Genomic DNA, 26,907 nt, shown 5'->3' on the forward strand with positions numbered 1-26,907 from the left:
GACGAACTCCGGGTAGCCGCCGCTCCACGGCTCGCGACGGGACGCGACGGGGATCGGGAACGCCCCGGCCACACGAGTTATCCCCGTGGCTCGACAACCCGGACCCAGTACCCTCTCCGCCCCCCATGGCCGAAGTATCCATCACGCACGTCATCCTCTTCATCGCGGCCATCTCGCTGAGCACGATCGTCGGCGGCACCGCCACGAACATCGCGGGCGACGTCGGCCACGCCATCGAGCACGTCGGGTCGGACTACGCCGAGCAGGTCTCGCACAGCGTCACCGTCATCAGCGATCCCGGTGCGACCCTCTACGACGCGAACACGGACACGCTGACGCTCCTCGCGAAGAACACGGGGGAGAGCAGGCTCCCGACCGATCGGGGATCCCTGCTCGTCCTCGTCGACGGCGAGCCGGTGAACGTCACGAACGTCTCCGTCGCCGACGGCTCGTACTGGCGGCCCGGACACGTCGCGCGAATCCGGGCGAATACGAGCCTCGACGGCGGCGCCCACCGCGTCGTCGTCTCCGTCGACGAGTCGCGGGACTACTTCTCGTTCCCGTACCGAGGCGGGTCGAGCGAGCCGCTGAGGGACGGCGTCGTCGTGTACACGACGGGGTCGTCGCTGAACACCATCCCGTACGACCGGGGGAACGTGACGACGCAGCTGGACAGCTCGCCCCCGGTCATCGGTCCCGCGTCGGTCGACTTCGACGGCGACGGCGCGTACGACAGCCCGTACATCGAGAACGGGACGATCCACCTCGTCTACGGCGGCGGCGGGCGCACGAAGACCCTCGGCGGGAATCCGCCGGCCCCGTCGAACACGAAAACGCGCATCGGGGTGGGGACGTGGAACGGAAGCGACACGTCCGTCTTCTACTCGAACGCCACGAACAAGGACATCTATCGGGTCTCACCGGAGACCGGACCCACCCACGTTCTCAGCGTCGCCTCGAAGGCCGTCGTCGGCGTCGCGGACTTCGACGGCGATTCCGCGGACGAACTGATCTACCTCGGTACTAGCGCCGACGTCAAGTACGCGGATCCGGACGGAACGACCCACGACACGGGGATCTCCCCCGGATCGAACGTCAGATCGGTCGGGACGCCCGCGGACTTCGACGGCGATGGTGTCGCCCGCGTCCCGTACGTCACCGGCAGCAACAACGTCAAGCTCGTGGACGACGACGGGGAGATGACGAAATTCACGTCCCCCAGCGCCGTGAAGACCGGCGTTTCCGTCGACGACGTCGATCGCGACGGCGATCCCGAAATCGTGTACGTCGGGTCGAACAAGAAGTACCTCCGGTACCTGAATCTCGACGGGACCACCGGCTACGTGCACGACTCGGCCGGTGACAAGATCCCGGTCGACACGACCGCCGGCACGGCCTGACGGTCACGGCGACTCGCTCACGCTGTGCCGCCGCCGCGGTTCGAGACCGTTCGAGTGCCGAACGCGTGGCCGGCCGCGACGCCGCGTGCGCGCGCCGTCCGAGCCACCGGTTCACTCGTCGTTCTCGACACGCGCGACTCCCGATCGCGCTTACCCGCGGTTGGCGTCCGGAAAACCCTACTGGCCAGCACAGCGGTCCACGCTCGCCTCTCGGGCCTGACGGCCACCATTCTTTTTCAGTCAGGGTTCTTGCACTCTCGTGTCGCAATGGAACTCAGCCTCCCAGACTTCGACTACGAACGCGGTCAGGTCGGTATCGAGACCTTGGTCGTGTTCATCGCGATGGTTCTCGTCGCAGCCATCGCGGCGACGGTACTGATCAACACGACCGGATTCCTGCAGAACAAGGCGTCCGCAACGAGTCACGACTCCGCCAATCAGGTGTCGAATCAGGTGAACGTGATCTCGGCTACCGGTGAAGTGAGTGGGACCAACACCATTAACGAGGTCAATCTGACGGTGATGCAGTCACCGGGTGCCGACGCGATCGACCTCAGCGGGGCGTCGGTGAAGTGGACCGGGCCAGACGGTGCGAAGACCCTGACGTACGCGGGTGATAACGAATCCGCATCGGCGACAAATGCAGAGTTCGGTGTGTCTAAGATTAAGGACAACGACAGCTCCATCCCGGTTCTGAACTCGAGGACGGACCGGATGAAGATCAACATCGCGCTGGATCAGAGTGGCACGACCGCGCTCAAGCCGCTCGCTCCGGGTGAGGAGTCGACGATCCAGATCGTGACGCAGTCCGGAAGCCAGTACACGTACGTGGCGTCCGTTCCGCAGACGCTCAGCTCGCAGGACGAGGGCGGCGCCGTCTCCCTGTAACGCGGCTCCGACTTCCGAACGCTCCTCGCTTTTTCGCGCGTCGCTACCCGCGTAGCGGCGGCTACGACTCGACGTCGAGATCCGACTGCTCCAGCAGGAGCGAGACGACTTCCTCGGGCGGGAGCGAGTCGTCGACCTGCCCGGCGTACCACCGGAGCGCCTCCTCGAACACCTCGACGATGTTGTTCGAGGTGGCGACGGTCGTCTCGGTCCCGCTGTCGGTCTTCGCCGACAGGGCGATCCCGTACGCTTCGTCGACGCGTTCGAGCGCGCCCCCGTGGTCGCGTCCATCGCCGGGTTCGTCCCGCGCGTCGCGTGCGTCGCCGTTCGGGAGATCGGTCCCGGGGGGCGTTTCCGTCGCCTCGCCGTTCGTCGAGACGACGTAGCGGCCCTCGCCGCGCTCGCGTACCCCGTCGCGCCTCGCGATGTCGAGGTCCGCGGGGTCGATCGCGTCCGCGTCCCCGGAGTCGCTCTCGCTGCGCAGTTCGGCGACGCGCTCGGCGTGCTCCGCGGCCAGCTGGCGGTCGTCGTCCGGCTCGCTCTCGTCGGCCATGTCGGCCCGTTGGGCCACGAGCCACAAAACGTTCCCGCGCCGCGGCGCTCGCGCTGGCCACAAGCGTTGTCCCCCGCGGTGCCCAATCCGCGGCCGATGGTCTCCTTCGCAGCGCTCGTGGCGGGCGCCGGCATCGTCATCGCGTCCACCGCGTTCTTCCGATTGGCCGACAGCGACGAGACGGAGTTGACCCACCTCGTCCTCGTCGAGTACGGCTTCGCCGGTCTCCTGTTGCTCGTCGGTCTCGGCGTCGTCGCCTACGGCCTGCTCGGTTGATCGGGACCCGGGTCCGCGGGGCCGTCATCCTCTTGCGAGTCGAGGTCCGACGTGAAGTGTGACCTCTCGACGCTCAGTGCTGGCGCTCGCCGGCACCGCGGCGGTGGGTGCCCTCGCGGGGTGCACCGGCGGCGGTTCGTCGTCCCCGGACGGCCACACCGTCACGGCCGCGAAACCGGACGGCGACGGGTCGGCGACACCCGGTGAACTGCGATGGCTCCTCACGCACGGTGACGGCGCGCTCGACGTCCGGGGGATGCGCGTCGACGGCGACGACATCGACGTGACGTTCGCCTCGGACGCGAGCGATCTCACGGCGTTCCTCCAAGAGATCGGAAAAGTGCTCAACGGCTACGCGCGTTACGTGCGAAGCGGCGGGACCGCGACGCGACTCGTCGGCCACGTCGCCGACCGGGCGAGGACCGACTACGAGGGCGGCGGGAAACGCGGGCAAGCGGATCGGTTCCATGTGAAGCGCGAGTGGGCGCAGAAGTTCAACGATGGGGCGCTCTCGAAGCGCGAGTATCTCCAGAAGGCGATCAACACCCGCGCGTACGTTCGGACGGTCGCGGCCGGGAACGCGACGAGCACGACGTCGGCGACGACGGCATCGACGAGCGGGAACGCCACATCGGGTGACGCGTGACGATGTCCGAACGCACCGATCGGGGGAACGTCCCGCAGAACGTGATCCCGCTCCTCCTCGTGGCGCTCATCGTCTTCGTCCTCGCCGTGCTCGCGGCGGGGACGCTGTGACCCACCCCACCCCACTCGCTCGCTCCCGCCTTGCGGCGGTGGGTCACCCCGTGAGGGCGGGGCGTTCCCGCACCGACATTGTCCCCCGCGACCCCACGCTCGGGCGCGACCCGACTTCCTGATACCGTCCACGCTTCGGGCGGGGGCTTTCAGGCCTCCTTCGACCGTCCGCGTGGATTGTCCCGTCGATGTACGTCCCGGTGTGGTCAGAGACCGACGGTTTCCGACTGCGACCCGGAACGCGAGCGTTCCGGTGACGTTCTCGTGGCTCCTCCCGACGCCGACGTGTGCGAGGACGGCAGTACCATGGGGGACGTCGCAGGTGCTGTTACATCCATGCGAACGTCCGCCCGCCCGTTCGCTCGCTTCGCTCGCGCTTGCGGACGGTGGCTCCGCGCTACCGCGTGCTGAAGCGCGCTCGCGAGAGGGCCACCAGCGTTTTGACGCGAGCGGACGCACGCACCGGCATGTCAGAACAAGGCGGCTCGATCGGCGATCTCCTCTCCGAGGAGTCCGGAGGACTATCCCTCTCGTCGTCGCCGGGCGTCTCCGCGCTACTCGCCGTCCTCGGCGTCATCGTCGCGGCGTTGGTGCTCGCCGGCATCGGCTACGGACTGGGCTTCCACCGGGGCGACGTGGTCGTCGCCGTCGTCACGCTCGCCGTCCTGCTCTTCCTCGCCATCGGCTACGCGCTCTTCCGCGCGATGCTCGCGGCGGCGGATCGGGACGAGTCGTCCGGCAGCGCGGCGTTCCACCCCGCGTTCCTCGTCCTCTTCGTCTTCCTCGCGGTCCTCGTCGCCGTCTACTTCGCCTTCCTCTACAGCCACTTCCTCTTGTGATCATACCGCGACGAGCTCGCGGAGCAGCGTGAGGAGGGCAGCGAGCGCGGTGACGACGAGCAGCGTGACGGTGGGATCGAAGGCGTTCACCAGCGAGGGGGCCTTGAGCTCCGCGATGATCGCGAGTTCGAGACCGATGACGACGGCGAGGAACGCCACGATCGCCTCGCCGAACCGCCAGAACCGGACCGGCCACGGGCTTCCCTCGTCGAGGACCGCCTCGTCACCGGTCTCGTTGCGGACGAAGCGGACGTCCTCGATGCCGTGACCGAGGAGGTGGTTCTTCGCCTTCCCGATGCGCCAGCGATCGAGGTCGTCGTTCGGGAGGTCGTAACCGTAGCAGACGAGGTAGTCGTATTCGCGGGAGAAATGATCGCCACGAGTCCGGAGGTCGGTGGCCGCGGAGCGCCCGTAATCCGTGAAGACGATGATGCCGATCGAGCCGACGGCGAGGTCACACGGCGCGCTGTCGGCGCGGCGGACGACCGGCGGAGCGAGGACGTCGTCGAGGTGGCGGCGGAGCGCGCCGACGAGATCACGGCGGTACTCGGCGTCGCTCCGCCACTCCGCGAGCGCGTCGACGATCCGTTCGTATCGCTCCCGTTCCGACATCGCTCCTCACGATCATGACTACGAGCCGAGACAAAAGAAACTAGGCACGTTTCGCCCGCCCGGTCTCGCCCGGCAGTCTCCGGTGGAGGCGGGGGTTCTCGCGCCGCGACGGCCGAAACGCCCTTGAGCGGTTGGCGTCAAACGTGTGCGTGAATGAACGCCCGTGATGTCGTCGACGAGCTCGGTCTGAGCGCGTTCGTGGGCGAATCAGATGCCGACGAGTCGGACACGTCCACCCGGACCGAGAGGGGTGACGCGGCCGCGGAGACGGACGCCGAGACGTCGAACGACGCCGCGGTGCGGGGGGACACGGCCGTCGAGCAGTCGGGCGAGACCGTCGAGGAGACGGGGGGAGCGACGAGCGTCGACGACGACGACCTCGACGACATTCGCTATCGGATCGACGAGCTCGAGTCGGACGTCGAGGACAACGAGTCGGCCATCGACGAGGTCCGACAGAGTCGCGAGGGCCTCGAAGAGCGCCTCGATCACCTCGAGGACAACCACGCGACGATGCTCGGCGTCTACGATCAGCTCGTCGAGGACGTCAACCCCTTCTCGGGCGACAGCGAGTTCGATCGGTCCGAGCGGGACGGGCCGTACGGCGTCACGGACCCGTCGAGCGGCGGGAACGAGGACGACGTCGTCAGCTTCGACGACGTGAAGCGGTCCGCGGAGTCGGCCGACGGCGGCGGCTCGGACGCGGGCGCGGAAGGCGACGAGCAGGCAGTCGAGACCGACGGGGCGCGAACGACCGAGCACGCCTCGACGGCACCGGATCAGGCGACGGAATCGGCCACGTCGACGCCGGTCGCGGACGGCGACGCATATCTCAGCGGGCTCTCGTCGACGTACGCGACGGACATCCTCCTCCTCCGGTGGCTCTCGATGCTGCTCGACACCGCGGGTCCCTCGGGCGCGCTCGAAGCCCTCGAGTACTACGCACAGATCGGCTGGATCAGTCGCTCGGTGCAGCGACAGCTCGAGACGCTCATCAGCGGCGCGAACGCGGACGCCATCGATCCCGAGGCGGAGCGGAGCCTCGAGGAGATCCCAGTCGAGATCCACGACCAGAGTTCCCAGCACATCCAGCGCATCGCACGGGAGCGCGGCGAGTAGATGGGATTCAGCACGAGCGGTGCCGTCGCGATTCTCCTGATCGCCGGGCTCATCAGCGCGGGCGCAATCGTCCCCGCGGTACAGTCGAGCGCAGACGCGGTCGAGCACGCGTTCAACGACAGGACGAACCACGCCGTCGCCATCGACAACACGGACATCGCGCTGCGGAACGTGACGTACGATGGAGACGACGACACGGTCACCGTCACCGTCGAGAACGACGGAACGACGACGCTCGCCGTCGCGGACACCGATCTCCTCCTCGACGGCGACTACGTCACCGACAGGCGGACGGCCGTCGACGGGGGGGACGATCGAACGGCGTGGGCGCCCGGCGAGACCCTGACGATCACGATCGACCGGGACGCACAACCCCAGCGCGCGCTCGTGGCGACGAAGGGCGGCGTGTCGGAGGCGACCGGGAACGTGACGGTGGTGAGCTAGATGGCGGGCACCTCCGTCTCCAAGCTCATCATCTTCATCGCGTCGCTGCTCGTCGCGACGTCGGTCGCGATGACGCTCACCGGCAGCGTCATCGACATTCAGGGATCGCTCAGCCAGCAGGGCGTGAACACGGCGAACGACATCGCCTCGGACGTCACCATCGCGAGCGATCCGGGCAGTCCCGGCGCGATTTACGACGACGGGAACGAGACCGTCACCCTGCTCGTGAAGAACAGCGGCTCGAAGACGCTCACCGCCGACCCGTCGTCGATCGACGTCCTCGTGGACGGCCGATACGGGAACGTGACGAGCGTCACGGACCTCGGCGAGCGCGGCGACGAGTGGGAGCCGGACGAGACGGTCCGGGTCACGGTCCACCGGGACCTCGATCCCGGGGCACACCGTGCGAAGGTGCTCGCCGGCGGGAGCACATCGACCATGCGCTTCTACCTCTAGACCAATGACAGAACTGTACGAACTCGGGCTCGAAGACAGCGATCGGGTATCGAACGCCTTCGGCGGCGGTCTCCCGTCGGGGAGCCTCGTCCTCGTGGAGGGCGAGCACGGCGCCGGGAAGAGCGTCCTCGGCCAGCGCTTCTGCTACGGGCTGTGCGAGACCGGCTCGACGGCCACCTACGTCTCGCAGGAGGAGACGTCCGCGAGCTTCATCGAGCAGATGCGCTCGCTCGACTACGATCCGGTCGATCACCTCCTGCACGAGCGCCTGCTCTTCCTCCACGCCGACGTCGACACCTTCGACGCGATCGACGAGAGCCGGCGGGACCGCTCGGCGGCGGAGGACGGCCCGCGCCGCGAGCTCCTGACGCGGATGATGAACGCGGGGACGATGTGGCGGAGCGACGTCGTCGTCCTCGACGGCTTCGACGCGATCCTGCTCAGCGACCCGCAGTTCCAGCGCGCGCTCGAGGAGACCCGCGAGGACGACGTCATCCAGAACGTCCTCTCGTTCTTCCGACAGTTGCTGGCGGACGGGAAGACGGTCGTGGTGACCGTCAACCCGGAGTCGCTGAGCGAGCGCGCGCTCCGACCGCTGCGCGACACGAGCGGCGTCTACCTCCGTCTCAACACGAAGCAGGTCGCCGGGGACGTCCGCCGCGAGATCATCGTGAAGAAGTTCGCCAACATGGTCGATCAGGTCGACGACAGCATCAGCTTCGACGTGCAGGTGGACCGCGGGATAACCATCGTCACCCGCACCGTCGCGTAACCATGTCCGAACACGGCACCCCGAACCCGTCGACGGAACTCGAATCGCTCGCCGCGCAGTACCCGCATCTCGACGCGCACCTCGAACGGATGTACGAGGAGTACGGCGAGTACCCGATGGTCGTCGACGCCCCCGAGGACGAGCACGCGGTCTCGAACCCGAACGTCGTCTACTCGACGGACTCCGAGTACCCGACGTTCTATCAGGTGTTCGGCGACACGGGGATCCCGACGATGTACCACGTCGTCGAGCCGTCGCTGACGGCGGCGGAACGCGAGCAGTACGAGGAGGTGCGCCAGCGCCTGCTCGAACGCAGCGTCACCGAGCCGGGGCCGACCACGAAGCGGGACTTCGAGACGCACCTCGACGACATCCTCGACGAAGTCGTCGCCGTCGGCGGCGCGGGCAGCACCATCCAGTCGTTCATCGGGACGCGCATCCCCCTCGAAGACGACACCTATCAGAAGATCCGCTATCGCCTCCAGCGCGACATCGCCGGTCTCGGTCCGCTCAACCCGATCATGAGCGATCCCGAGAACGAAGACATCCACGTCATCGGGGCCGAGGAGTGTTACATCGATCACGGGACGTTCGGTCTCCTCCCCACCACCGTCGACTTCGGGAGCAACGAGGAGTTCGAGCAGTGGCTCCAGAACATGGGCGAGCGGATGGACACGCCCGTGAGCGACTCCAACCCCATCATCGACTCGACGCTCCCGGACGGCTCGCGCATCAACATCGTCTACTCCGACGACGTCTCGATCAAGGGTCCGAGCCTCACCATCCGGCAGGGCGACGAGGTGCCGCTCTCCGTCTTCCAGATCACGAAGTGGGGGACGCTCTCGCCGAAGCTCGCCGCGTACCTCTGGCTCTGTCTGGAGAACGAGCGGACGGTGTTCGTCGTGGGCGAGACGGCATCGGGGAAGACGACGACGCTCAACGCGACGACGTCGTTCATCCCCCGCGACTCGAAGATCTACACCGCGGAGGACACGGCGGAGGTCGTCATCCCGCACGACGCGTGGCAGCAGCTCCTCACCCGCGAAGATCAGGGCGGCGACGAGGGAACGGACGTCGACATGTTCGACCTCGTCGCGACGGCGCTGCGCTCCCGGCCGGACTACATCATCGTCGGCGAGGTGCGCGGCGCCGAGGGGCAGATGGCCTTTCAGGCCGCCCAGACCGGCCATCCGGTGATGCTCACGTTCCACGCGAGCGACATCGTCTCGATGGTCCAGCGTTTCACCGGCAACCCGATCAACGTCCCGGAGCCGTTCATGGACAACTGCGACGTCGCGCTGTTCCAGAACCGCGTGAAGCAGGGCGACGACGTCCTCCGGCGCGTGACGAGCGTGCAGGAGATCGAGGGGTACTCGGAGCAGGAGGGCGGCGTCCTCACTCGGCAGGTGTTCAACTGGGATCCCCGCGAGGACGACGTCGCGTTCACCGGGATGAACAACTCGCACGTCCTCGAGGACCAGATCGCCGAACTCCTCGGCTATCAGGACACCCGCGACATCTACGCCGAACTCGACCGTCGCGCACAGATCATCGAGCGCCTCATCGACGCCGACGTCCTCGGGTTCCACGAGGTGAACGACGCGATCGCGACGTTCCAGCGCGACGGCGTCCGCGCGCTCCCGATCAACACCGCGGGGCTCCCGGACACCCCGGAGGTCTGAGCGGATGGCGACTGACTCGGGGTCCGATTCGGCGGCCGCGAGCGTACAGGACCTCGACGAGCCGGAGGGGCTCGGGCTGCGCAGGCTACTGCGGGACCTCCTGCGCGACTACCGGTACATGGACGTCTCGATCAAGCGATACGTCCTGCTCGCCGTCGCCCCGTCGTTCCTGCTCGGGTTCATGCTCCCGATCGTCGTGCTCGTCTACGTCGGCACGTTCCTCACGACGTTCATCGCCCTCCTCGCGGGACTCTTCTTCCCGGTCGTCGTCGTCTTCTATCCGAAGGTCCTCCAAGACAGGCGCCGCAAACAGATCCGCGAGCACTTTCATCTGTTCATCACACATCTGACCATCCTCTCGACGACGAACATCGACCGCGTCGAGGTCTTCCGCACGCTCGCACAGGAGGACGAGTACGACGCCATCGCGGAGGAGATGGCGCGCATCGTCGGACTCGTCGACACGTGGAATCAGAGTTTGGAGGACGCCTGCCGGATGCGTTCGGAGAGGGTCTCCAGTCCACTGATGTCCGACTTCCTCGAACGACTCGCGTACACGGTCGGCGCCGGCCGCGACATCAGCGAGTTCCTCATCGAGGAGCAGGACTCCATCATCGGCAACTTCGTCGTCCGGTACGAGTCGCGTCTCGACCGGCTCGAACTCCTGAAGGACGTCTACATGTCGATCGTCCTCTCGATGACGTTCGGTGCGGTGTTCGCCATGGTGATCCCCTTCATCGTCGGGATCAATCCGACGAAACCGGTGGCGGCCGTCATCATCCTGTTCGCGTTCGTACAGGGGGTCTTCGTCTTCGCCATCCACAGCGTCTCGCCCTCCGATCCGGTCTGGTTCGGCGGATCGAGCGTCTCGCTGGACCGCAACGTACACCTGCGCGCGATGCTCCTGCTCAGCGTCGCGCTCTGTCTCGTCCTCGGCGGGGCGTGCTACGCGCTGCTCACGAACACGTTCGGACTCGGACACCCGATCCCGACGGTCTTCTATCTCGCCATCCCGTTCACGCCGCTGTTGCTCCCGGGGTACGTCGCCTACACGGCCGAACAGCGCATCAAGGAGCGCGACGAGTCGTTCCCGGCGTTCATCCGCGCGCTCGGCGCCGTCGAAAGCGTCAAGCAGTCCTCGACGTCCTCGGTCCTCGAGTCGCTCCGGACGAAGGACTTCGGCGCGCTCACCGAACAGATCGACAACCTCTACAAGCGCCTCGCGCTCCGCGTCGACTCACAGGAGGCGTGGCGGTACTTCGCCGCCGAAGCCGGCTCCTATCTCATCCAAAAGTTCAGCGACATGTACGTCACGGGACGCCGGATGGGCGGCGATCCGAAGCAGCTCGGCCAGCTCATCGAATCGAACATCTCCGAGGTGCTCAAACTCCGCGATAAGCGCGCGCAGGCGACCGGAACGATGACCGGGACCCTCTACGGGATCACGGCCGCAAACACGTTCGCGCTCTTCGTCGGCCTGCAGGTCGCCCAGATCTTCCAGACGGTATCCCAGCAGATGAACCTCTCGCAGAGCCGCCTCGGCGGGCTGCTCAGCGCGCAGGTCTACAACATCCCGCAGCTCCAGTTCCTCCTCTTCGTCGCCGTCCTCGTCAACGCGCTCCTCTCCTCGCTCATCCTCCGCTACACGGATCGTGGCCACCTCTCCACGATTCTCCATCACTTCGTCATTCAGACGTGGATCAGCGTCATTGTCGCGTTCGCGACGATCCGGATCACGGAATCGATCATCACCTTCTCCTGATCGGCCCCGTCGTCGCAGCGGAGAGCGCGTTAGACCGACTCGCCCGGGCCGGTGAGGTCGCTCGGGCCGTCGGGGTCGGAATCGGAATCGGAATCGGAGAGCGGGTCCTCGCCCATCGTCGTCGAGGCGAGGACGTGCGAGAGGCTCTCGTTTCCGATGACCGTGATGAACTCGAGGGACTTCGCGTGCTGGTGGAACGGCGTCCCGGAGAGGGATTCGAGTTCCTTCGGGAGTTCGTCGTCCACGGAACCCGGGGCGGTGCTCGCCGCGCCGCCGGAGAGTCCGCGGACGTAGTCGGTCATCGTCTGTCGGACGTCCTCGCTGATCCATCCGAGTTCCGCGTAGAGGCGAAGCGCGTTGAGCGCCCCGCTGCTCCCGAACGTCCCGGAGAGATAGCGAGCCCACTTGAGGGCCGTGATCCGCTCCGCGCCCTCTCCCTCGATCTCCGCGAGATGGGGTTCGCGGCCCGACGGCGATTGGGACATCATGGTCGTTGTGTTCGCTCGGGCCCGCGAACCCTTTGCCGTTGCGGCCACGCGACCGGCGGAACCGGAACCCATACGGTCGCGCCGCGGGACGCACGCGTATGGAACTCGGCGTCATCGGTCTCGGCCGCATGGGGCGCATCGTAGTCGATCGAGTCCTCGACGCGGGCCACGACGTGGTCGCGTTCGACATCGACGAGGGCGCGGTCGCGGACGCGGCGGACGCGGGCGCGACGCCCGCGAACAGCATCGAGGCCGTCGCCGAGCAACTCGGCGACGAGAAGCGGATCTGGCTGATGGTTCCCGCGGGCGACCCCGTGGACGCCGCGCTGGAGGAACTCGAATCGCACCTCGACGAGGACGACGTCGTCGTCGACGGCGGGAACAGCCACTTCGAGGACTCGACGCGCCGCGCCGAGGCGATCGACGCCGCGTACCTCGACTGCGGGACGTCGGGTGGTCCCGCCGGCGCCGAACTCGGCTTCAGCCTGATGGTCGGCGGTCCCGAGTGGGCGTACGACGAGCTCGTGCCGGTCTTCGACGCCGTCGCGACCGGCCGGAGCGGCCACGACCGCATGGGGCCCGCCGGGAGCGGGCACTACGTGAAGATGGTGCACAACGGCGTCGAGTACGCGCTCATGCAGACGTACGGCGAGGGCTTCGAACTCCTCCACGAGGGACGCTACGACCTCGATCTCGAAGCCGTCGCGCGGACGTGGAACAACGGCGCGGTCATCCGCTCGTGGCTCCTCGAACTCTGCGAGGAGGCCTTCCGAGAGGAGGGCGGCGATCTCGGCGATGTCGCCGACCACGTCGCGGGCGGCTCGACGGGCACGTGGACGGTGCAGGAGTCGCTCGAACAGGAGGTCGCGATCCCGCTCATTTACGAGGCGCTCGGCGAGCGCTTCGATTCGCGGACCGAGGCGAAGTTCTCCCGACGGCTCGCCAACCGGCTCCGGTACGGCTTCGGGCGGCACGACGTGGCGCGAACGGAGTGAGGGCCGCGAACGACCGAGCGGCGTAGCCGCGAGGCACGAGGTCGCTCGGAGCGAGTGACGCGAGCGAGAGCGACGCAAAGCGAGCGCTGAGCGTCAGCGAGGCGCGAGGCACGAGGTCGCCCGAACGGAGTGAGGGGGACGAAATAGCGAGCGGGTGAGCAGGAGTGCGGCCGCTTGACGACGATCGAGTCGCGGTGGCGTGCAGGCGGCGCGGTCGCGCACGGGTCGGCTCGCCGCCGATTTCGCTCTCCGGCCCGTGTTCGGCGTTACGTCACGGCGTCCGGTGGCCGCGCGATCCTACGTGAACGTTCGCGTCGCCACGCCCGCGCGCTTCACAACGGTTAAACCGCCGCTCCGACTATCGGGGGATGAGGGCGCGTAGCTCAGTGGACAGAGCACTTGGTTCCGGACCAAGATGCCGAGGGTTCAAATCCCTTCGCGCCCGTGCAGCGAGTTCTCGAACGGAGTGAGAGTACGAGCGACCGGCCGAATGATTTGAAAACCAGCAGTCGCACGCCCGCGCAGCGAAGCGAGCACGCCTGACCGAGATTCAAACCCCTTCGCGCCCGTTTTCTGGCGAGCGAGGCGAGCCGAAATCAGCAGGAAGGATTCTGAACTACGGAGTGGAGCGTCGAGGAACGACGGAGGTTCAGAATCATTTGTGTTATATACCCAATATTATACAGGAATCAACAGACAGCGAGCAGGCAATTGGAGCATCAATTGTCGTTATTTCGTGCGCTAATCTTGCCACAGGTTTGCTCAGCTCAGAACCACGTACCAAAAGTTCTTCGAGGCGGTAAGCAACAAGGGCATCGAGTAATCACATCTTCTGACTGATATCAGTCCACCCTGTATACAGACTATCTGATTTCACGACGGATTATATCCTTAGCATCTGCCGTCTCGTAGGCCTATTCGAAATCTTGGGATCCGCCATCTGTCGCAACTACTTTCAAACAAATTGTCAACGATTCTGCCTAGACATTTTCCATGCTCCACACCTCGCAGATGATATCCGCGATCTCCTCTGTCCGATCGTGAATCTGCTCTAAACGCCACTCGTCATACTCGTCCGGAATTGCTTGAGTCATCAGGAAATCAGTCCCATTCCGATAAATTTCGCATTTCTGAACGAATGGGTTATCAGACGCCGTCTGATTCAAACTATTCTGTAGTAGCGTTAAATTTCCAATCCTCTGCTTATACTCCTCAAACTCTTCCTTCGAGCAATTCAGGTACTGCTTCCACTCACTGTACTTATCAGCAGTCCACGCACGCTGCGGGGCGATATGCTCGATATCAACCGACGACCGGTCGCCGACGCTCTTCTCCCGCCCGCCGGACTTCATGTAGTGCTCCTCCTCGATCCGGTCGAGAATGTACTTGGTGAAGTCGTTATTTTTGAAATCCCGACCGATAATGTGCTCTTTCAGGATCGTGTCGTTCGGCACTCGATTTTCGGCGACACGCCGCAAATACTCGTTCGGGTCGTTGGTTTGATCCATCTGTGCACATAGCCGCGACCAGAACCGATCGCGGCTTGTGTTCGAGTCTCGACCAGCGAGTTTGTCCCGGGTGTTGAGAACCTCTAAGATGTGAAGAGATTCAAGAACATCATCAGCAGACTCGTATTCTACGACAATCTTCAACAGGAGCGTTCGAATACGGTTATTCTTAATTTGAATAGAGCCGAGTTTGGAGTTCAGATCCTGAAGGCGGCTAGATTGGAAGTTTTGCGACACCTCACAGTTCATGATGTCCACGTACACTCTCGACTTCTCCAACATATCTTCCAGTATCTCTTCAACGGTCAGCCCAACCTCCGCAAGACCCCCGCCAAGGAGCTCGTCAACATGGTTATAGAGCTTATTCTTCGACACGTTGTCCTTCACGGACGGAGACGGGATAGACATGAAGTAATGAGAGAAAAATCGATAGTACTGCGTCATTTCTGGTCGAATTACCGTCATAATCTCTTCCCAGAGATCGTTCACCCGTCGTTCATCGATACTACTGTTCTCGTTCGCCTCCATGAACAGGCGATTTTTCACAAGATCGACCGCCCCAAGATCCAACCCCTTGTCGTTTAGTGACTCGAATAAGCGGAATGCCGAGACTTCACTCCCACACTCGATTTGCACAATGTACATCGAGTTGATGAGATTGTCGTAGAGTTTCTGTACCTGATCGCCGGCGAACCCGTCCAGCTTCGCCGTATAGTACTCGTACGCGTCCTTCAGCTGCGAATCAGAGACCAGATCCAGACTTCCGTTCAGAATTCTCTCGAAGTTATCGTTATGGAATTTGTTCAACCGAAGTTTCTGATGCCAATCCCCGGTTGTAGGACTTTGAATCTTCAGAAAATTACCATCAATTAGTTCAGCAAGGTGATCGAACTCCTCATCGCCTTTGAACTGATCCCGAATCGCACAGAGGAAGATTGAGATGGTCGTTAGCCGTTGTTGACCGTCAACGAGTTCAAGGGTTTTCATCCCGCTTTCTTGCTGCTCGATTACGACGATAGAACCGAGGAAGTGATTATTGCGTTCCCGGGTAAGCGCGTAGACGTCATCCCAGAGTTCAGACCACTGATCCTTCCCCCAAGAGTACTCACGCTGGTAGTCCGGAACCTGGATTTGCTGTGTTCCCTCCAAAACCTCACTAATGACTAAGTCGTCAGCAGAGAGGCTAAATTTTGAGCTAGACATTATCAAGTCCAATAGTATCGTCTTCATATAAATTCTGTGCGGGTAAGAGATACTATACTCGACGCGGACGACCCCCCGGCAGATATCCTGAGCAGGTACTACATCGTCACAAAATACGGGGGTTAACTTGTTGAATCGAATTGGGTGGACGATGAAATCGGCATCCTCTACGACATGTACGAAGCCGCCGAGTTACAGCTCCCGGGAGAATTAGTGAGTGTCAAGGAAATAGAAGACTCGTTCGCGTGACTCCCTTCGCGCCCTGTTCACCCCTTCGCCGCCTCTCGCCTCACTCGACGCGTTCGCCCTGATAGCTCCCGGCGTATTCGCCCTCGTGCTCTGCTTCGGCGAGGACGAACTGGGCGAAGCGGGCGCCGCGCTCGATCTCGATGGGGTGGCCGACTTCGAGGAGGCCCTCGCCCTTTCCTTCGTAGCCGGCGTCCCAGACGGCGGTGTGGAGCATACAGGAGTTGCGCATGAGGCTCGATCGGGGGTAGACGTAGCCGACGTGCTCCTCGGGGACGCGGACGGTCTCGGCGTACCCCGCGACGTAGTAGCCGGGGTCGAGTTCGTACAGTTCGCGGCCGTCGCGCTCGACGGTCGCGACTTCCCCGCGATCGCCGACGGTCTTTCCGTCGGTGGTGATGCGTCCGGGTTCGCGCTGTTCTTCGACGCGAGCGAGGGTGAGATCGACGCCGTTGGGTTGCACCTGTTCGTCGGCGACGTCGCCGAGCGCGTCGGCGACGTACGCGCCACTCTCGAACATGTCGCTTCCTGTCGAGAGCGGGTGTAACTGTCTGTCGATTCCGCCTCGGAACACTCCCTCACGAAATACCACGAAGAACGCGTCACGCGACGGAGAGGCGGTGTTCTCGCGAGCGACGAACACGGCGATAATCACGGGCGGACGGGGCTTTTCCCGGGCGTCTCCGGGATGCACAAACACGCGGGATTTATAGTCATCGGATACCGATTTCCGGGTGCTATGGGACAAACGCTGACGGAGAAAATCCTCGACGATCACCTCGTCGAAGGTGAACTCGAGACCGGTGAGGAGATCGGAATCGAGATCGATCAGGTCCTCACGCAGGACACCACGGGGACGATGGTCTGGCTCCAGTTCGAAGCGCTCGAACTTGATGAAGTCCAGACGGAGCTGGCGGCGCAGTACTGCGACCACCAGACCTACCAGTTCGACTTCAAGAACACGGACGACCACCGCTTCCTCCGGTCGGCCGCGGGCACCTATGGGGCGTACTTCTCCCGGCCCGGGAACGGCATCTGCCATCAGGTCCACAAGGAGAACTTCGCCGCGCCCGGCAAGACCCTTCTCGGGTCCGACAGCCACACGCCGACGCCCGGTGGTCTCGGCGAACTCGCGATCGGCGCGGGTGGTCTCGACATCGCCGTCGCGATGGGCGGCGGCGCGTACTACGTCGAGGTGCCGGAAGTCGTCAACGTCCAGCTCGAGGGCGAGCTTCCCGAGTGGGCGACCGCGAAGGACATCGCGCTGGAGATGCTCCGCCGCCTCTCCGTGAAGGGCGGCGTCGGCAAGATCTTCGAGTACACGGGCGAGGGCGCCGAGTCGCTCACGATCCCGGAGCGCACCACGATCACGAACCTCGGCACCGAGCTGGGTGCGACGTCCTCCATCTTCGAGACGGACGAGAAGACGAAGGACTGGCTCAGCCGCATCGGCCGCGAGGACGAGTACGTCGATCTCTCCGCGGACGAGGACGCCGAGTACGCGGACACGGTCACCATCGACCTCTCCGATCTCGAACCGCTCATCGCCCAGCCCTCCATGCCCGACAACGTCGTCCCGGTCCGCGAGGTCGCGGGCGAGGACGTCGAGCAGGTCATGGTCGGCTCCTGCACGAACGGCTCCTACGAGGACGTGCTCCCGGCCGCGAAGATGGTCGAGGATCGCGAGGTCGCAAAGCACACCGAACTCATCGTCGCGCCCGGCTCCAAGCAGGCCTCCGAGATGCTCGCCCGCGAGGGCTGGACGGCCGAGATGATGGCCGCCGGCGTCAACTTCAGTGAGGCGACGTGTGGTGCCTGTATCGGCATCGGTCACGTGCCCGCCTCCGACTCCGTCAGCCTCCGGACGTTCAACCGCAACTTCGAGGGTCGCTCCGGCATCGAGGACGACTCCGTCTACCTCTGCTCGCCGGAGGTCGCCACGGCCGCGGCGATCAAGGGCGAGATCGTCGATCCGCGCGACCTCGCCGACGAACTCGGCGACCTCGAGGCGCCCGGTCTCGAGATGGGCGACTCCTACACGGCCGGCATGGGGCAGGACGACCCGGACATCATCGCGCCCGAGGAGGCCATCGACGACGACCTCATCAAGGGCCCGAACATCGGCGACGTCCCGCTGAAGGACCCGCTCGACGCGCACCTCGAGGGTGAGGCCCTCCTGAAGATGGAGGACAACATCACCACGGACCACATCATCCCGGCGACGTCGGACATCCTGAAGTTCCGCTCCAACGTCCCGAAGCTCTCCGAATTCACGCTCTCGCGCGTCGACGACACGTTCGCCGAGCGCGCGAAGCAGTCCGACGGGGGCTTCCTCGTCGCCGGCGAGAACTACGGTCAGGGGTCCTCGCGCGAGCACGCCGCCCTCTGTCCGATGTACCTCGGCATCGAGGGCGTCCTCGCGCAGTCCTTCGCCCGCATCCACAAGGCGAACCTGTTCAACTTCGGTCTCGTTCCGCTCACGATCGACGAGGACACCTACGCGAAAATCGAGCAGGGCGACGACGTCGAGATCGTCGACGACGTCGAGGAAGGCGTCAAGTCCGGTCAGGAGACGTTCACGGTCCGCGTGAACGACGACTGGGAGGCCGAGGCGGAACTCGACGCCTCCGAGCGCGAGCGTCGTATCCTCGCCGCCGGCGGCAAGCTCTCCCTCACGAAGCAGCAGTACGGCGAGGGCGATAGCGGCGCGGCGCCCGCGGACGACTGAAGCGACTCGGGCACCTCTCACTGTTACCTTCTCTCTTCTTTCACGTCCCGGTAGCTCCGCGGCCGTGCATCAGGCCACAGCCTACATATTCCCTCGTCCGATAGGGGTTCGTGTGACGACGGCCGCCAATCGCGTCGAACACGACGGTGTCCGCCAAGCGAGGCGGGAGGATCTCCTCGACGTCTTCCGCATCGAGAAGGAGTCCTTCGAACAGCCGTGGCCGTTCTCGGCGTTCGAGCGCCACCTCGGGAACCCGGGGTTCCTCGTCGCGGACGACCCCCTCGACGGCGTCGCGGGCTACGTCGTCGCGGACACGATCCCGAATCACGGGCGTCCGCTCGGCCACGTGAAGGATATCGCGGTCCGCCCCGGGGCGCGCGGCTCGGGTCTCGGTCACACGCTCGTCTCCCGCGGTCTCGGCGTGCTGCGGACGCAAGGCGTCCAGAGCGTCAAGCTCGAAGTGCGGCGCTCGAATGACGCGGCGCTCTCGCTCTACCGGGACTTCGACTTCGAGTACCTCCGCACCCTGCCCCGGTATTACTCCGACGGCGAGGACGCCTTCGTGATGGTCGCGCGGCTTTGAGGGATCGCCACGGGTTTCACGCCGCGTCGCGTAGGCGCCGGCCATGGGATACGCGTGTCCGGTCTGCGACGAGCACGTCCCCGACGCCGAACACCTCGCCGACCACCTCGCCTTCGCGGCGGTGACGGGCGACGAGACGCACGAGTCGTGGCTCGACGGGCACGCGCCCGGCTGGGAGGAGGGCGGCACCGACGACCTCGCGCCGCGCGTGACGGAGTACGCCGAGGAGATCGAGTTCGAGGTCGACACGCATCCGGTGGAGGGCCACAGCCACGAGCACGGCGGCCGCGGCGGGACCGACGGCGGCGCGGGCGCGGGCGTCGGTTCGCTCGACACCGAGGCCCAGCACATCGTCGAGGAGGCCGTGGAGATGACGCGGGAGATGCAACGCGATGCCGATGGAACAGAGGCATCGCGGGATGAGCGAACGGAGACCAGCGGGAGCCGTGAGCAGGGCGACGACCAGCGGGAGTCGCCGAACGAGCGAGCGCGAGCGGACGCGACACGCGAGCAACGCGATGCCGATGGAACAGAGGCATCGCGGGATGAGCGAACGGACGAGTCCGAAGACGAAACCGAATAGGGGCCGCGGCACGCGCACACAGGCCATGGAAGAACGCGGACTCATAGCCCCGGAGACGGAGACCGAGGCGAGCGATCGGTATCGCGAGCTCGGCGCGGCCGCACAAACGGTGACGCGCGAGACGGCGAAGGCGATGGCATTCGATCGGGAGGAGTACGCGGAGCGCGTCACGGGCGATGTCGTGGAGACGGCGCGCGACGCGCTGTTCGCGTCGCTCCTCACTGTCTCCGTCGGCACGTACGAGGAATTCGAGTCGTTCCGCGAGGCGAATCCCGACCTCGACGTGCGGGAGAACGGGAGCGCGCAGGTGGACAACGCCGTCTGGCACGTCGTCCCGTTCGCGGACACGGTGGTCGCGGCGACGTTTCAGAACGAACCCGAGGCGGCCGTCGCGACCCTCCGCCGGATCGTCCACGGGCGCTACTACAGCGGGGTCGTGTAGATGGCCGAGCGCGATCCGTGGCCGGTCGTCGAGAGCGCGACCGAGTACGAGACCGGCTGGTACGCCGGCGGCTACGATCGCGTCGAGCAGCCGGACGGCACCGAGAAGGCGTACTACTGGGCGGATCTCCCGGACGCCGTCGTCGTGCTCGCGCTCGACGGCGATGAGGTGGTGTTCGTCGAGCAGTATCGCCCGGCCATCCGCGAGCACTGCCTCGAACTCGTCGCGGGCGTCGTCGAGGACGGCGAGGACTACGAGACCGCGGCGCGCCGCGAGCTTCGCGAGGAGGCGGGTCTCCGCGCCGACGACGTCGCGCTCCTCCAGACGTTCGCGTGCAGCACCGGCGTCCTCCGCCACGAGCGCGCCATCGTCGTCGCCGAGGGTCTCACCGAGACCGAGCGCGACCTCGACGACAACGAGTTCCTCACGGTGACGCGCGTCCCCGCCGACGACGCGCTCGCTCGCGCGCGAGAGCGGCCCGCGAACGACGCCACCATCGAGGGCGTCCTCCTCGCGCGGGCCGACGGCTATCTGGACTGACCGCGGCGCTTATCCGGCGCGGCGGCTACCCTCGGTGTATGGACGGCGAGATCACGCCCGCCGAGGTGGAGGCGCTCATCGACACGGACGAGGACGTCCGTGTCGTCGACATCCGCCCGGAGGCCGCGTACGTCCGGGGCCACATCCCCGGTAGCGAGAACGTCCCGTTCGCCGCGCTCACGCGCGCCGTCGAGCGCTTCGAGGGCGCCGAGCGCGTCGTCACCGTCTGCCCGCACGGCCAGTCGAGCGTGCAGGCCGCGAACCTCATCGCTTCCTACGAGGGCGTCGCCGACGACGCGACCGTGCAGAGCATGGCCGGCGGTCTCGTCGCGTGGGACGGCGATCTCGAACGCGCCGAGCGGGTCGCGGAGGACGAGGGACCGGACACGACCGACGCACCTGACGCGCCCTTCTAGCGCCGCGCGACGCTTCGGGTCTCGTTTTTGATCGGGAGTGACGAGCCAGCAACACGATACGCGTCGTGATACGCGGACGAACGCGACAAAGCCGGGCTTCAGGCGTCGGGGAGGAGACCCGTGCACACCCGCGGGTAGTCGGGCGTGACGTCGCGTTCGGTTTCGGTGGTGACGGCGCTCGCGCCGCGCTCCAAGAGGGTTCGGACGGGCGGGCCGACACGGTCGGGTTCGACGAGGAAGGCGTCGTGGCCGTACTCGCTCTCGATGACGCGGTGGGCGACGGCGCCCGCGCCGCCCTCGAGGGCGTCGGCGATCTCCTCGCCGCCCTCGGGCGGGAAGTGCCAGTCGCCGGTGAAGGAGACGACGAGCGCGTCGCCCTCGTAGCCGGCGAGCGCGGCGGCGTCCGAGGGAGCGTCCTGCGCGAGGTCGTACTCGTCGAGCGCGCGGAGGAGCGAGAGGTAACTGTTGGCGTCGAAGCGCTCGGTGAAGCGCTCGGCGTTGTAGTCGAGGTAGGAGGCGACGTCCCGGTAGGGGAAGCCCTCGGCGCTCGGGTCGGCGCGCTCTGCGGGCTGGCGCTCGGCGACCCGGCGGTCGAAGCGGTCGCTCATCGACGCCTTCGAGAGGTACATGACGTGGCCGATGCGCCGGGCGACGGCGAGACCCTCGTCGGGTTCGGGACCGCCGTAGTAGTCGCCGCCCTCGAAGTTCGCGTCGCTCGTGATGGCGCGTCGGCAGCGGTGTTGAGGCCGAGGCACTGCGCGTCGAGGCGGGGGCTGGTGGCGATGGCGGCGACGCGTTCGACGCGCTCGGGGTAGCGTTTCGCCCAGTCGAGGGCGTTCATGCCGCCGACGCTCCCGCCGACGACGGCGTAGAGCGTCTCCACGCCGAGTTCGTCGAGCAGGCGGGCCTGCGAGCGCGTCCAGTCGCTGACCGTCACGGGGGGGAAGTCGGCGCCGTACGGCTCGCCGTCGGGGCCCTCGCTCGCGGGACCGGTCGTGCCGTAGCACGAGCCGGGGACGTTCGCGCAGACGACGTGGTAGGCGCGGGTGTCGATGGGCTTGCCGGGACCGACGAGGGCGTCCCACCAGCCGGCGGCCTGCCCGCTGACGCCCTCGGGCGCGGGACCGGCGACGTACTGGCTCCCGGTGAGGGCGTGGCAGACGAGGACGGTCGGGTCCTCGGGGTCGCCGTACTCGGCGTAGGCGACGTCGAGGTCGAGTTCGCCGCCGCGCTCGAACGCGAACGACCCGATGGTCACGACGTCGTCGCGGCGGCCGCGGCTCATCGCGTCGCCTCCTCGATGGCGTGATCGAGGTCGGCGAGGACGTCCGCGGGATCCTCGATGCCGACGGAGAGGCGCACGAGGTCGGGCGTGACGCCCGAGTCGCGCTGCTCTTCCTCGCTCAACTGGGCGTGCGTCGTGCTCGCGGGGTGGATGACGAGCGTCTTCGCGTCGCCGATGTTCGCGAGGAAGGAGGCGAGATCGGTGGACTCACAGAAGCGCTTGCCGGCGGCGAAGCCGCCCTCCAGTCCGAACGTGATCATGCCGCCGTACCCGCCGTCGAGGTATTTCGACGCGTTCTCGTGCGTCTCGTGGTCGTCGAGACCGGGGTAGGTGACCCACGCGACGTCGTCGTGATCGGCGAGGTATTCGGCGACGATCGCGGCGTTCTCGCAGTGGCGCTCGACGCGGAGGCCGAGCGTTTCGAGACCCTGCATGGTCTGCCACGCGTCGAATGGCTTCTGGGCGTTTCCGAGCGTGCGAGTGCCGCGGAGTCGCGTCGCCGCGGCCATCGGGGCCTCGGGGAAGCGCTCGCTGAGGTTGAGTCCGTGATAGGCGGGGTTGTCGCCCGCGATCTCGGGGTAGTCCTCGGCGTCCCAGTCGAAGCTTCCGCCATCGATGACGACGCCGCCGAGCGTGGTTCCGGAGCCGTGGAGCCACTTCGTCGTGGAGTGCCAGACGATGTCGGCACCGTGTTCGAGCGGCCGACAGAGCGCGGGGGTCGCGAAGGTGTTGTCGACGAATAGCGGGACGCCGTGGTCGTGGGCGACGTCGGCGATCGCCTCGATGTCGGGGACGACGAGCGCGGGGTTGCCGATCGTCTCCAAGTGGACGAACGCGGTGTCCTCGTCGATGGCTTCGTCGTAGGCCTCGACGTCGAGCGTGTCGACGAAGCGGGCCTCGATGCCGCGCCGGCCCGCGGTGCCCGTGAGGTAGGTGCGCGTCCCGCCGTAGATGGCGGACGCGGAGACGACGTTGTCGCCGGCTTCGGCGAGGACGAACGTCGCGGCGTCGAACGCGGCCATCCCGGACGCCGTCGCGACCGCGCCCGCGCCGCCGGCGAGGCTGGCGAGGCGCTCCTCCAGCATCTCGACGGTCGGGTTGCTGATGCGGGAGTAGACGTCGCCCTCCTCCTCTAGGGCGTAGAGGGCGGCGGCGTGATCGGCGTCGTCGAACACGTACGACGTGGTCTGGTAGATCGGGGGCGCGCGCGCGCCGGTCGCGGGGTCCGGGGACTCCTGCCCGGCGTGGACGGTCCGGGTGTCGAACCGCCGGTCGTCCTCGTCGCTCATGTACTGTATGCATATTCTCCCAGCGGGATATGCACGCGAGTTACGGCAATTCTCGCTGGTTGGGGCGGGACGCGCGGCTACTTGTGGGAGGGCCCGGAACGGGCGAATGTGAAACGGCTCAGCGTGACGGTCGGCCGGAGCGGGGGCGACGCCGCGCGTCTCGTGCCCGACCGCGAGGGGCGGCGCGGGACGATCCGGACCCTCCACGTCTGCCCGGACGAGAGCGTGCTCGAACTCTGTCGGTTCGCGGAGGCGGACGCCCGCGACGTCGCCGCCGCGCTCGACGGGGACGAGGACGTCCGCGACCACGCGGTCGTCGACGAGCGGACCGTCTACGTCCACCTCGTGCCGGGAGCGCGCGTCCGCGCGCTCCTCGCGCTCCTCGTCTCGCACCACCTGCTCCTCGACACGCCGGTGCGCTTCGACGCTGAGCGCGTCACCGTCACCCTGCTCGGGCGCGCGAGGCACATCACGGCGGCCGCGGACGACCTCCCCGACGGCGCCCGCGCGGACATGTGCGTCGAACGCCTCGCCGAGTACACCGGCGAGGACGACCTCCGCGCCGCGCTCACCGACCGCCAGCGCGAGGTGCTCGACGCGGCCGTCGCCGCCGGCTACTACGAGGACCCGCGGGGGGTGACGGTCGCCGACGTCGCCGACGCGCTCGGCGTCTCCGTCTCCACCGCCTCCGAGCACCTGCGGAAGATCGAGGCGCGCGTCCTCCCGCGCCTCGCGACTTAAGCGGCCGGCGAATGCGGGCGGTAGCGATACCCGCGTGCGCCGCCTCGATCGGACCATGTCCGAGTCACACTCCCGCATCCCCGGTCCCGACGGGGCGCCCGTGGTCGGGAACACGCGCGCCTTCGGCGACGACCCGCTCGCGTTCGTCACCGACGTCGCCCGCGAGTACGGCGACGTCGCGCGCTACGACCTCGGCACGGAGTCGCTCGTCCAGATCACCGACCCGGAGCTGATCGAGCACGTCCTCGTGCAGAACAATCAGGCCTACGAGAAGGGCGAGCGCTTCCAGCGGTCGCTGCGGCCCACGCTCGGCAGCGGTCTCCTCACGAGCGAGGGCGAGTTCTGGCGCGAGCAACGCCACACGGTACAGCCCGCGTTCCACCCCGAGATGCTCGAGCGATACGCGGACGTGATGGCCGCGTACACGGAGCGCGCCCTCGACGAGTGGCGCGACGGCGAGGTGCGAAACGTCCACGCGGACATGATGCGACTCACCGTCGAGATCGCCGCGACGGCGCTCCTCGGCGTGGACGTCCGCGAGGCGGAGGGCGCGATCGCTGACGCGCTCGAAGCCCTCATGGACGACGCCTCGGCGCGAATGCAACGGCCCGTGCAGGTGCCGCGCTGGCTGCCGACGCCGGGCAATCGCCGCTTCGCGGAGGCCCAAGCGGAACTGAACGACGTCGTGGACACGATCGTCGAGGAGCACCGCGCCGGAGAGACGGCCGCGACGGACGACGACCTCCTCTCGCTCCTCCTGAACGCGACGGATCACACGGGCGCGCCGCTGACGGACGAGCAGATCCGCGACGAGGTCGTCACGATCCTGCTCGCCGGCCACGAGACGACGGCGCTCGCGCTCACGTACACCCTCCACGCGCTCGGGCGGGACGACGGCGCGTGCGCGGCCCTCGAAGCGGAGGTCGATCGCGTCCTCGGCGAACGGAGGCCCGACCACGACGACCTCGACGCTCTCGACGTGACGGAGCGGACGGTGACGGAGGGGATGCGGCTCTATCCGCCGGTGTGGCAGGTGATCCGCGAAGCCGACGAACCGGACGACCTCGGCGGCTACGAAATCGATCCCGGCACCACCATCGGGATGCAGCAGTGGGTCGTCCACCGGGATCCGCGGTGGTACGACGACCCGACGGACTTCCGCCCGGAGCGCTGGACGGACGGGTTCGAAGCGTCGCTGCCACGGTTCGCCCACTTCCCCTTCGGCGGCGGTCCCCGCCGCTGTATCGGCGATCGCTTCGCGATGCAGGAGGCCCGCCTCGCGCTCGCGACGATCGTCCGCGACTGGGAGGTCGACCCCCTCGACGACCTCTCGTTCGCGCCGTCGATCACGCTCCGGCCGGACGGACCGGTGGAGATTCGGGTCCGACGGCGGTCGCGGTAGCCACACGAAGGCCGAGCGTCGCCGAGACGTGAGCGCGCGATGCGCGACGCGCGGCGGTATCGCGGAGGGAACGGGGGACGGAGAGCGCGGCGCGTCACGCGCCGAAGGCGGGCGACGTCACGTCCGCCTCCCACGCGCCGTCCGCGTACCGGTGCACGACGTCGAACAGCACCGCGAGCGTCGCGATCGTCCGCCGGTCGTGGGCGTCCGGGTCGACGCGGACGGCCGTGGTGACGCCGCGAGCGGCCGCGCGGCGCGTCACGAGGTGCGTGAAGCGGAAGACGCGTTCGAGTCCCGCCGAAGCCACGAGCGGCGACAGCGAGTCGAGCAAGAGCAGCGAGCGGGCCGACCCGCGCTCGATTTCGCGGAGGCGTCGATCGAGCGCGATGCCGAGCGCCGTCGCGTCCGCCGGGTCCGCGACCGTCTCGACGGTGAGGTCCGCGGCGGCCGGACGCGCGTCGTCGAGCGGCGGCGACCGCGGGTCGTCGCCGAGTCGGACCACGACCGCGTTCGCCGGGGGCGTCTCGCGTGCTCGGAGCCACTCGACGGCGCGCGTCGCGGCCGTCTGTGTCACCGCCGCGGCGACGACCGTCTCGAACGACCTCGCCGAGATCGAGGCGGGATAGCCGGCCTCGGCCGGCGAGAGGAGGAGCGCGCTCGACGCGTCCCCGGTCTCGATCCGTCGGGTCACTGATCTCGACACGTATCGGATCGGCGCTCGTCGCGTTCCTCGCTGCGGTCGGGATGCCCGGGCGTCGGCGGTCTCGCGGAACTGAGCATGATCAGTAGGTACCACGGCGCACTGGATCTAAAGTGTTCGCTCCACCGTGTTCGTTTTACCAATCATGAGTGTAGCCATAATATCCGCATATGTGTCTGGCGAAAAAAGGACGAGAGCA

At 66.6% G+C, this 26,907-nt stretch carries 27 protein-coding genes, 1 tRNA gene and 1 pseudogene; 21 read left to right on the top strand and 8 right to left on the bottom strand.

Annotation, left to right across the window (positions count from 1 at the left end; genetic code table 11):
• Positions 1 to 125: 125 nt before the first annotated feature.
• A complete protein-coding gene (locus AOZ13_RS00285) occupies positions 126 to 1,400 on the top strand; it encodes a hypothetical protein (RefSeq protein WP_020220642.1) in 1,275 nt (424 codons plus the stop codon).
• Between the two features lie 267 nt (positions 1,401 to 1,667).
• Positions 1,668 to 2,288 carry an archaellin/type IV pilin N-terminal domain-containing protein gene (locus AOZ13_RS00290; RefSeq protein WP_020220641.1) on the top strand — a complete coding sequence of 207 codons (621 nt, stop codon included), beginning with the start codon at positions 1,668 to 1,670 and terminating at the stop codon, positions 2,286 to 2,288.
• 61 nt (positions 2,289 to 2,349) lie between these two features.
• On the opposite strand, the gene AOZ13_RS00295 is transcribed toward AOZ13_RS00290, so the two are convergent.
• A complete protein-coding gene (locus AOZ13_RS00295) occupies positions 2,350 to 2,841 on the bottom strand; it encodes a DUF7500 family protein (protein ID WP_049933624.1) in 492 nt (163 codons plus the stop codon).
• Positions 2,842 to 2,937: 96 nt separating this feature from the next.
• Between AOZ13_RS00295 and AOZ13_RS00300 the strand changes: the two genes are divergently transcribed.
• The 3 genes from AOZ13_RS00300 to AOZ13_RS00310 all read left to right on the top strand — a co-directional run bounded on the left by AOZ13_RS00300 (position 2,938) and on the right by AOZ13_RS00310 (position 4,712).
• Positions 2,938 to 3,117, top strand: a complete 180-nt coding sequence (locus AOZ13_RS00300; RefSeq protein WP_020220771.1) for a hypothetical protein — start codon at positions 2,938 to 2,940, stop codon at positions 3,115 to 3,117.
• Between the two features lie 58 nt (positions 3,118 to 3,175).
• Positions 3,176 to 3,763, top strand: coding sequence for a hypothetical protein (locus tag AOZ13_RS00305; RefSeq protein ID WP_148294545.1), 588 nt, complete (start codon positions 3,176 to 3,178; stop codon positions 3,761 to 3,763).
• A 577-nt stretch (positions 3,764 to 4,340) separates the two neighbouring features.
• A complete protein-coding gene (locus tag AOZ13_RS00310; protein ID WP_020220768.1) occupies positions 4,341 to 4,712 on the top strand; it encodes a hypothetical protein in 372 nt (123 codons plus the stop codon).
• On the opposite strand, the gene AOZ13_RS00315 is transcribed toward AOZ13_RS00310, so the two are convergent.
• On the bottom strand, positions 4,713 to 5,324 hold the full coding sequence (locus AOZ13_RS00315; protein ID WP_020220767.1) for a hypothetical protein: 612 nt from the start codon (positions 5,322 to 5,324) through the stop codon (positions 4,713 to 4,715).
• 153 nt (positions 5,325 to 5,477) lie between these two features.
• Between AOZ13_RS00315 and AOZ13_RS00320 the strand changes: the two genes are divergently transcribed.
• Genes AOZ13_RS00320 through flaJ form a run of 6 tightly spaced genes read left to right on the top strand, consistent with a single transcriptional unit; the run spans position 5,478 to position 11,559 of the window.
• A complete protein-coding gene (locus tag AOZ13_RS00320; RefSeq protein ID WP_020220766.1) occupies positions 5,478 to 6,443 on the top strand; it encodes a FlaD/FlaE family flagellar protein in 966 nt (321 codons plus the stop codon).
• The gene (locus AOZ13_RS00325) at positions 6,444 to 6,887 is read left to right on the top strand and encodes a hypothetical protein (protein WP_020220765.1); all 444 of its coding nucleotides are present in this window, start codon (positions 6,444 to 6,446) and stop codon (positions 6,885 to 6,887) included.
• Positions 6,888 to 7,343 carry a hypothetical protein gene (locus tag AOZ13_RS00330; protein ID WP_020220764.1) on the top strand — a complete coding sequence of 152 codons (456 nt, stop codon included), beginning with the start codon at positions 6,888 to 6,890 and terminating at the stop codon, positions 7,341 to 7,343.
• A 4-nt stretch (positions 7,344 to 7,347) separates the two neighbouring features.
• A complete protein-coding gene (locus tag AOZ13_RS00335; RefSeq protein WP_020220763.1) occupies positions 7,348 to 8,115 on the top strand; it encodes an ATPase domain-containing protein in 768 nt (255 codons plus the stop codon).
• Positions 8,116 to 8,117: 2 nt separating this feature from the next.
• Positions 8,118 to 9,797: a type II/IV secretion system ATPase subunit gene (locus tag AOZ13_RS00340; RefSeq protein ID WP_020220762.1), complete on the top strand. Its 1,680-nt coding sequence runs from the start codon at positions 8,118 to 8,120 to the stop codon at positions 9,795 to 9,797.
• 4 nt (positions 9,798 to 9,801) lie between these two features.
• Complete coding sequence (gene flaJ, locus AOZ13_RS00345; protein ID WP_020220761.1) at positions 9,802 to 11,559, top strand: archaellar assembly protein FlaJ; 1,758 nt, start codon at positions 9,802 to 9,804, stop codon at positions 11,557 to 11,559.
• 29 nt (positions 11,560 to 11,588) lie between these two features.
• Here the strand turns inward: flaJ and AOZ13_RS00350 are convergent, their stop codons facing one another.
• The gene (locus AOZ13_RS00350) at positions 11,589 to 12,044 is read right to left on the bottom strand and encodes a FlaD/FlaE family flagellar protein (RefSeq protein ID WP_021779503.1); all 456 of its coding nucleotides are present in this window, start codon (positions 12,042 to 12,044) and stop codon (positions 11,589 to 11,591) included.
• 101 nt (positions 12,045 to 12,145) lie between these two features.
• Between AOZ13_RS00350 and gnd the strand changes: the two genes are divergently transcribed.
• Both gnd and AOZ13_RS00360 read left to right on the top strand, forming a co-directional pair.
• Positions 12,146 to 13,042, top strand: coding sequence for a phosphogluconate dehydrogenase (NAD(+)-dependent, decarboxylating) (gene gnd, locus AOZ13_RS00355; protein ID WP_020220759.1), 897 nt, complete (start codon positions 12,146 to 12,148; stop codon positions 13,040 to 13,042).
• Between the two features lie 372 nt (positions 13,043 to 13,414).
• Positions 13,415 to 13,487 (top strand) — tRNA-Arg (locus tag AOZ13_RS00360).
• 535 nt (positions 13,488 to 14,022) lie between these two features.
• On the opposite strand, the gene AOZ13_RS00365 is transcribed toward AOZ13_RS00360, so the two are convergent.
• Positions 14,023 to 15,753: a DUF262 domain-containing protein gene (locus AOZ13_RS00365; protein WP_021779504.1), complete on the bottom strand. Its 1,731-nt coding sequence runs from the start codon at positions 15,751 to 15,753 to the stop codon at positions 14,023 to 14,025.
• A gap of 289 nt (positions 15,754 to 16,042) precedes the next feature.
• A complete protein-coding gene (locus AOZ13_RS00370; RefSeq protein ID WP_020220756.1) occupies positions 16,043 to 16,519 on the bottom strand; it encodes a deoxyuridine 5'-triphosphate nucleotidohydrolase in 477 nt (158 codons plus the stop codon).
• Between the two features lie 219 nt (positions 16,520 to 16,738).
• Between AOZ13_RS00370 and AOZ13_RS00375 the strand changes: the two genes are divergently transcribed.
• From AOZ13_RS00375 to AOZ13_RS00400, 6 genes are all read left to right on the top strand, one after another.
• Entirely contained in the window at positions 16,739 to 18,727 is a 1,989-nt protein-coding gene (locus AOZ13_RS00375) for an aconitate hydratase (protein WP_020220755.1), read from the top strand.
• A 112-nt stretch (positions 18,728 to 18,839) separates the two neighbouring features.
• On the top strand, positions 18,840 to 19,310 hold the full coding sequence (locus AOZ13_RS00380) for a GNAT family N-acetyltransferase (protein ID WP_020220754.1): 471 nt from the start codon (positions 18,840 to 18,842) through the stop codon (positions 19,308 to 19,310).
• Between the two features lie 43 nt (positions 19,311 to 19,353).
• A complete protein-coding gene (locus AOZ13_RS14650) occupies positions 19,354 to 19,893 on the top strand; it encodes a DUF5810 domain-containing protein (protein ID WP_020220753.1) in 540 nt (179 codons plus the stop codon).
• A 25-nt stretch (positions 19,894 to 19,918) separates the two neighbouring features.
• Positions 19,919 to 20,335 carry a DUF5809 family protein gene (locus tag AOZ13_RS00390; RefSeq protein WP_020220752.1) on the top strand — a complete coding sequence of 139 codons (417 nt, stop codon included), beginning with the start codon at positions 19,919 to 19,921 and terminating at the stop codon, positions 20,333 to 20,335.
• Complete coding sequence (locus tag AOZ13_RS00395) at positions 20,336 to 20,875, top strand: NUDIX hydrolase (protein WP_020220751.1); 540 nt, start codon at positions 20,336 to 20,338, stop codon at positions 20,873 to 20,875. It abuts the gene before it with no gap.
• Positions 20,876 to 20,913: 38 nt separating this feature from the next.
• Positions 20,914 to 21,291, top strand: a complete 378-nt coding sequence (locus AOZ13_RS00400) for a rhodanese-like domain-containing protein (protein ID WP_020220750.1) — start codon at positions 20,914 to 20,916, stop codon at positions 21,289 to 21,291.
• A gap of 98 nt (positions 21,292 to 21,389) precedes the next feature.
• On the opposite strand, the pseudogene metX reads toward AOZ13_RS00400, so the two are convergent.
• Together metX and AOZ13_RS00410 are read right to left on the bottom strand one after the other, a co-directional pair.
• Positions 21,390 to 22,576, bottom strand: a pseudogene (metX, locus tag AOZ13_RS00405) (homoserine O-acetyltransferase MetX).
• On the bottom strand, positions 22,573 to 23,865 hold the full coding sequence (locus tag AOZ13_RS00410) for an O-acetylhomoserine aminocarboxypropyltransferase/cysteine synthase family protein (protein ID WP_020220747.1): 1,293 nt from the start codon (positions 23,863 to 23,865) through the stop codon (positions 22,573 to 22,575). The pseudogene metX and the gene AOZ13_RS00410 overlap by 4 nt, the downstream one beginning before the upstream one ends.
• A gap of 108 nt (positions 23,866 to 23,973) precedes the next feature.
• Here AOZ13_RS00410 and AOZ13_RS00415 point away from each other — a divergent pair, with 108 nt between their 5' ends.
• Positions 23,974 to 24,606 (top strand): helix-turn-helix domain-containing protein, encoded by a 633-nt coding sequence (locus AOZ13_RS00415; RefSeq protein ID WP_020220746.1) that lies wholly within the window; start codon positions 23,974 to 23,976, stop codon positions 24,604 to 24,606.
• A 55-nt stretch (positions 24,607 to 24,661) separates the two neighbouring features.
• The gene (locus tag AOZ13_RS00420) at positions 24,662 to 26,008 is read left to right on the top strand and encodes a cytochrome P450 (RefSeq protein WP_020220745.1); all 1,347 of its coding nucleotides are present in this window, start codon (positions 24,662 to 24,664) and stop codon (positions 26,006 to 26,008) included.
• Positions 26,009 to 26,102: 94 nt separating this feature from the next.
• On the opposite strand, the gene AOZ13_RS00425 is transcribed toward AOZ13_RS00420, so the two are convergent.
• Positions 26,103 to 26,699, bottom strand: coding sequence for a DUF7504 family protein (locus AOZ13_RS00425; RefSeq protein WP_021779509.1), 597 nt, complete (start codon positions 26,697 to 26,699; stop codon positions 26,103 to 26,105).
• Between the last annotated feature and the right edge of the window lie 208 nt (positions 26,700 to 26,907).

The organism is Halarchaeum acidiphilum MH1-52-1, from assembly GCF_000474235.1.
Classification (GTDB): domain Archaea; phylum Halobacteriota; class Halobacteria; order Halobacteriales; family Halobacteriaceae; genus Halarchaeum; species Halarchaeum acidiphilum.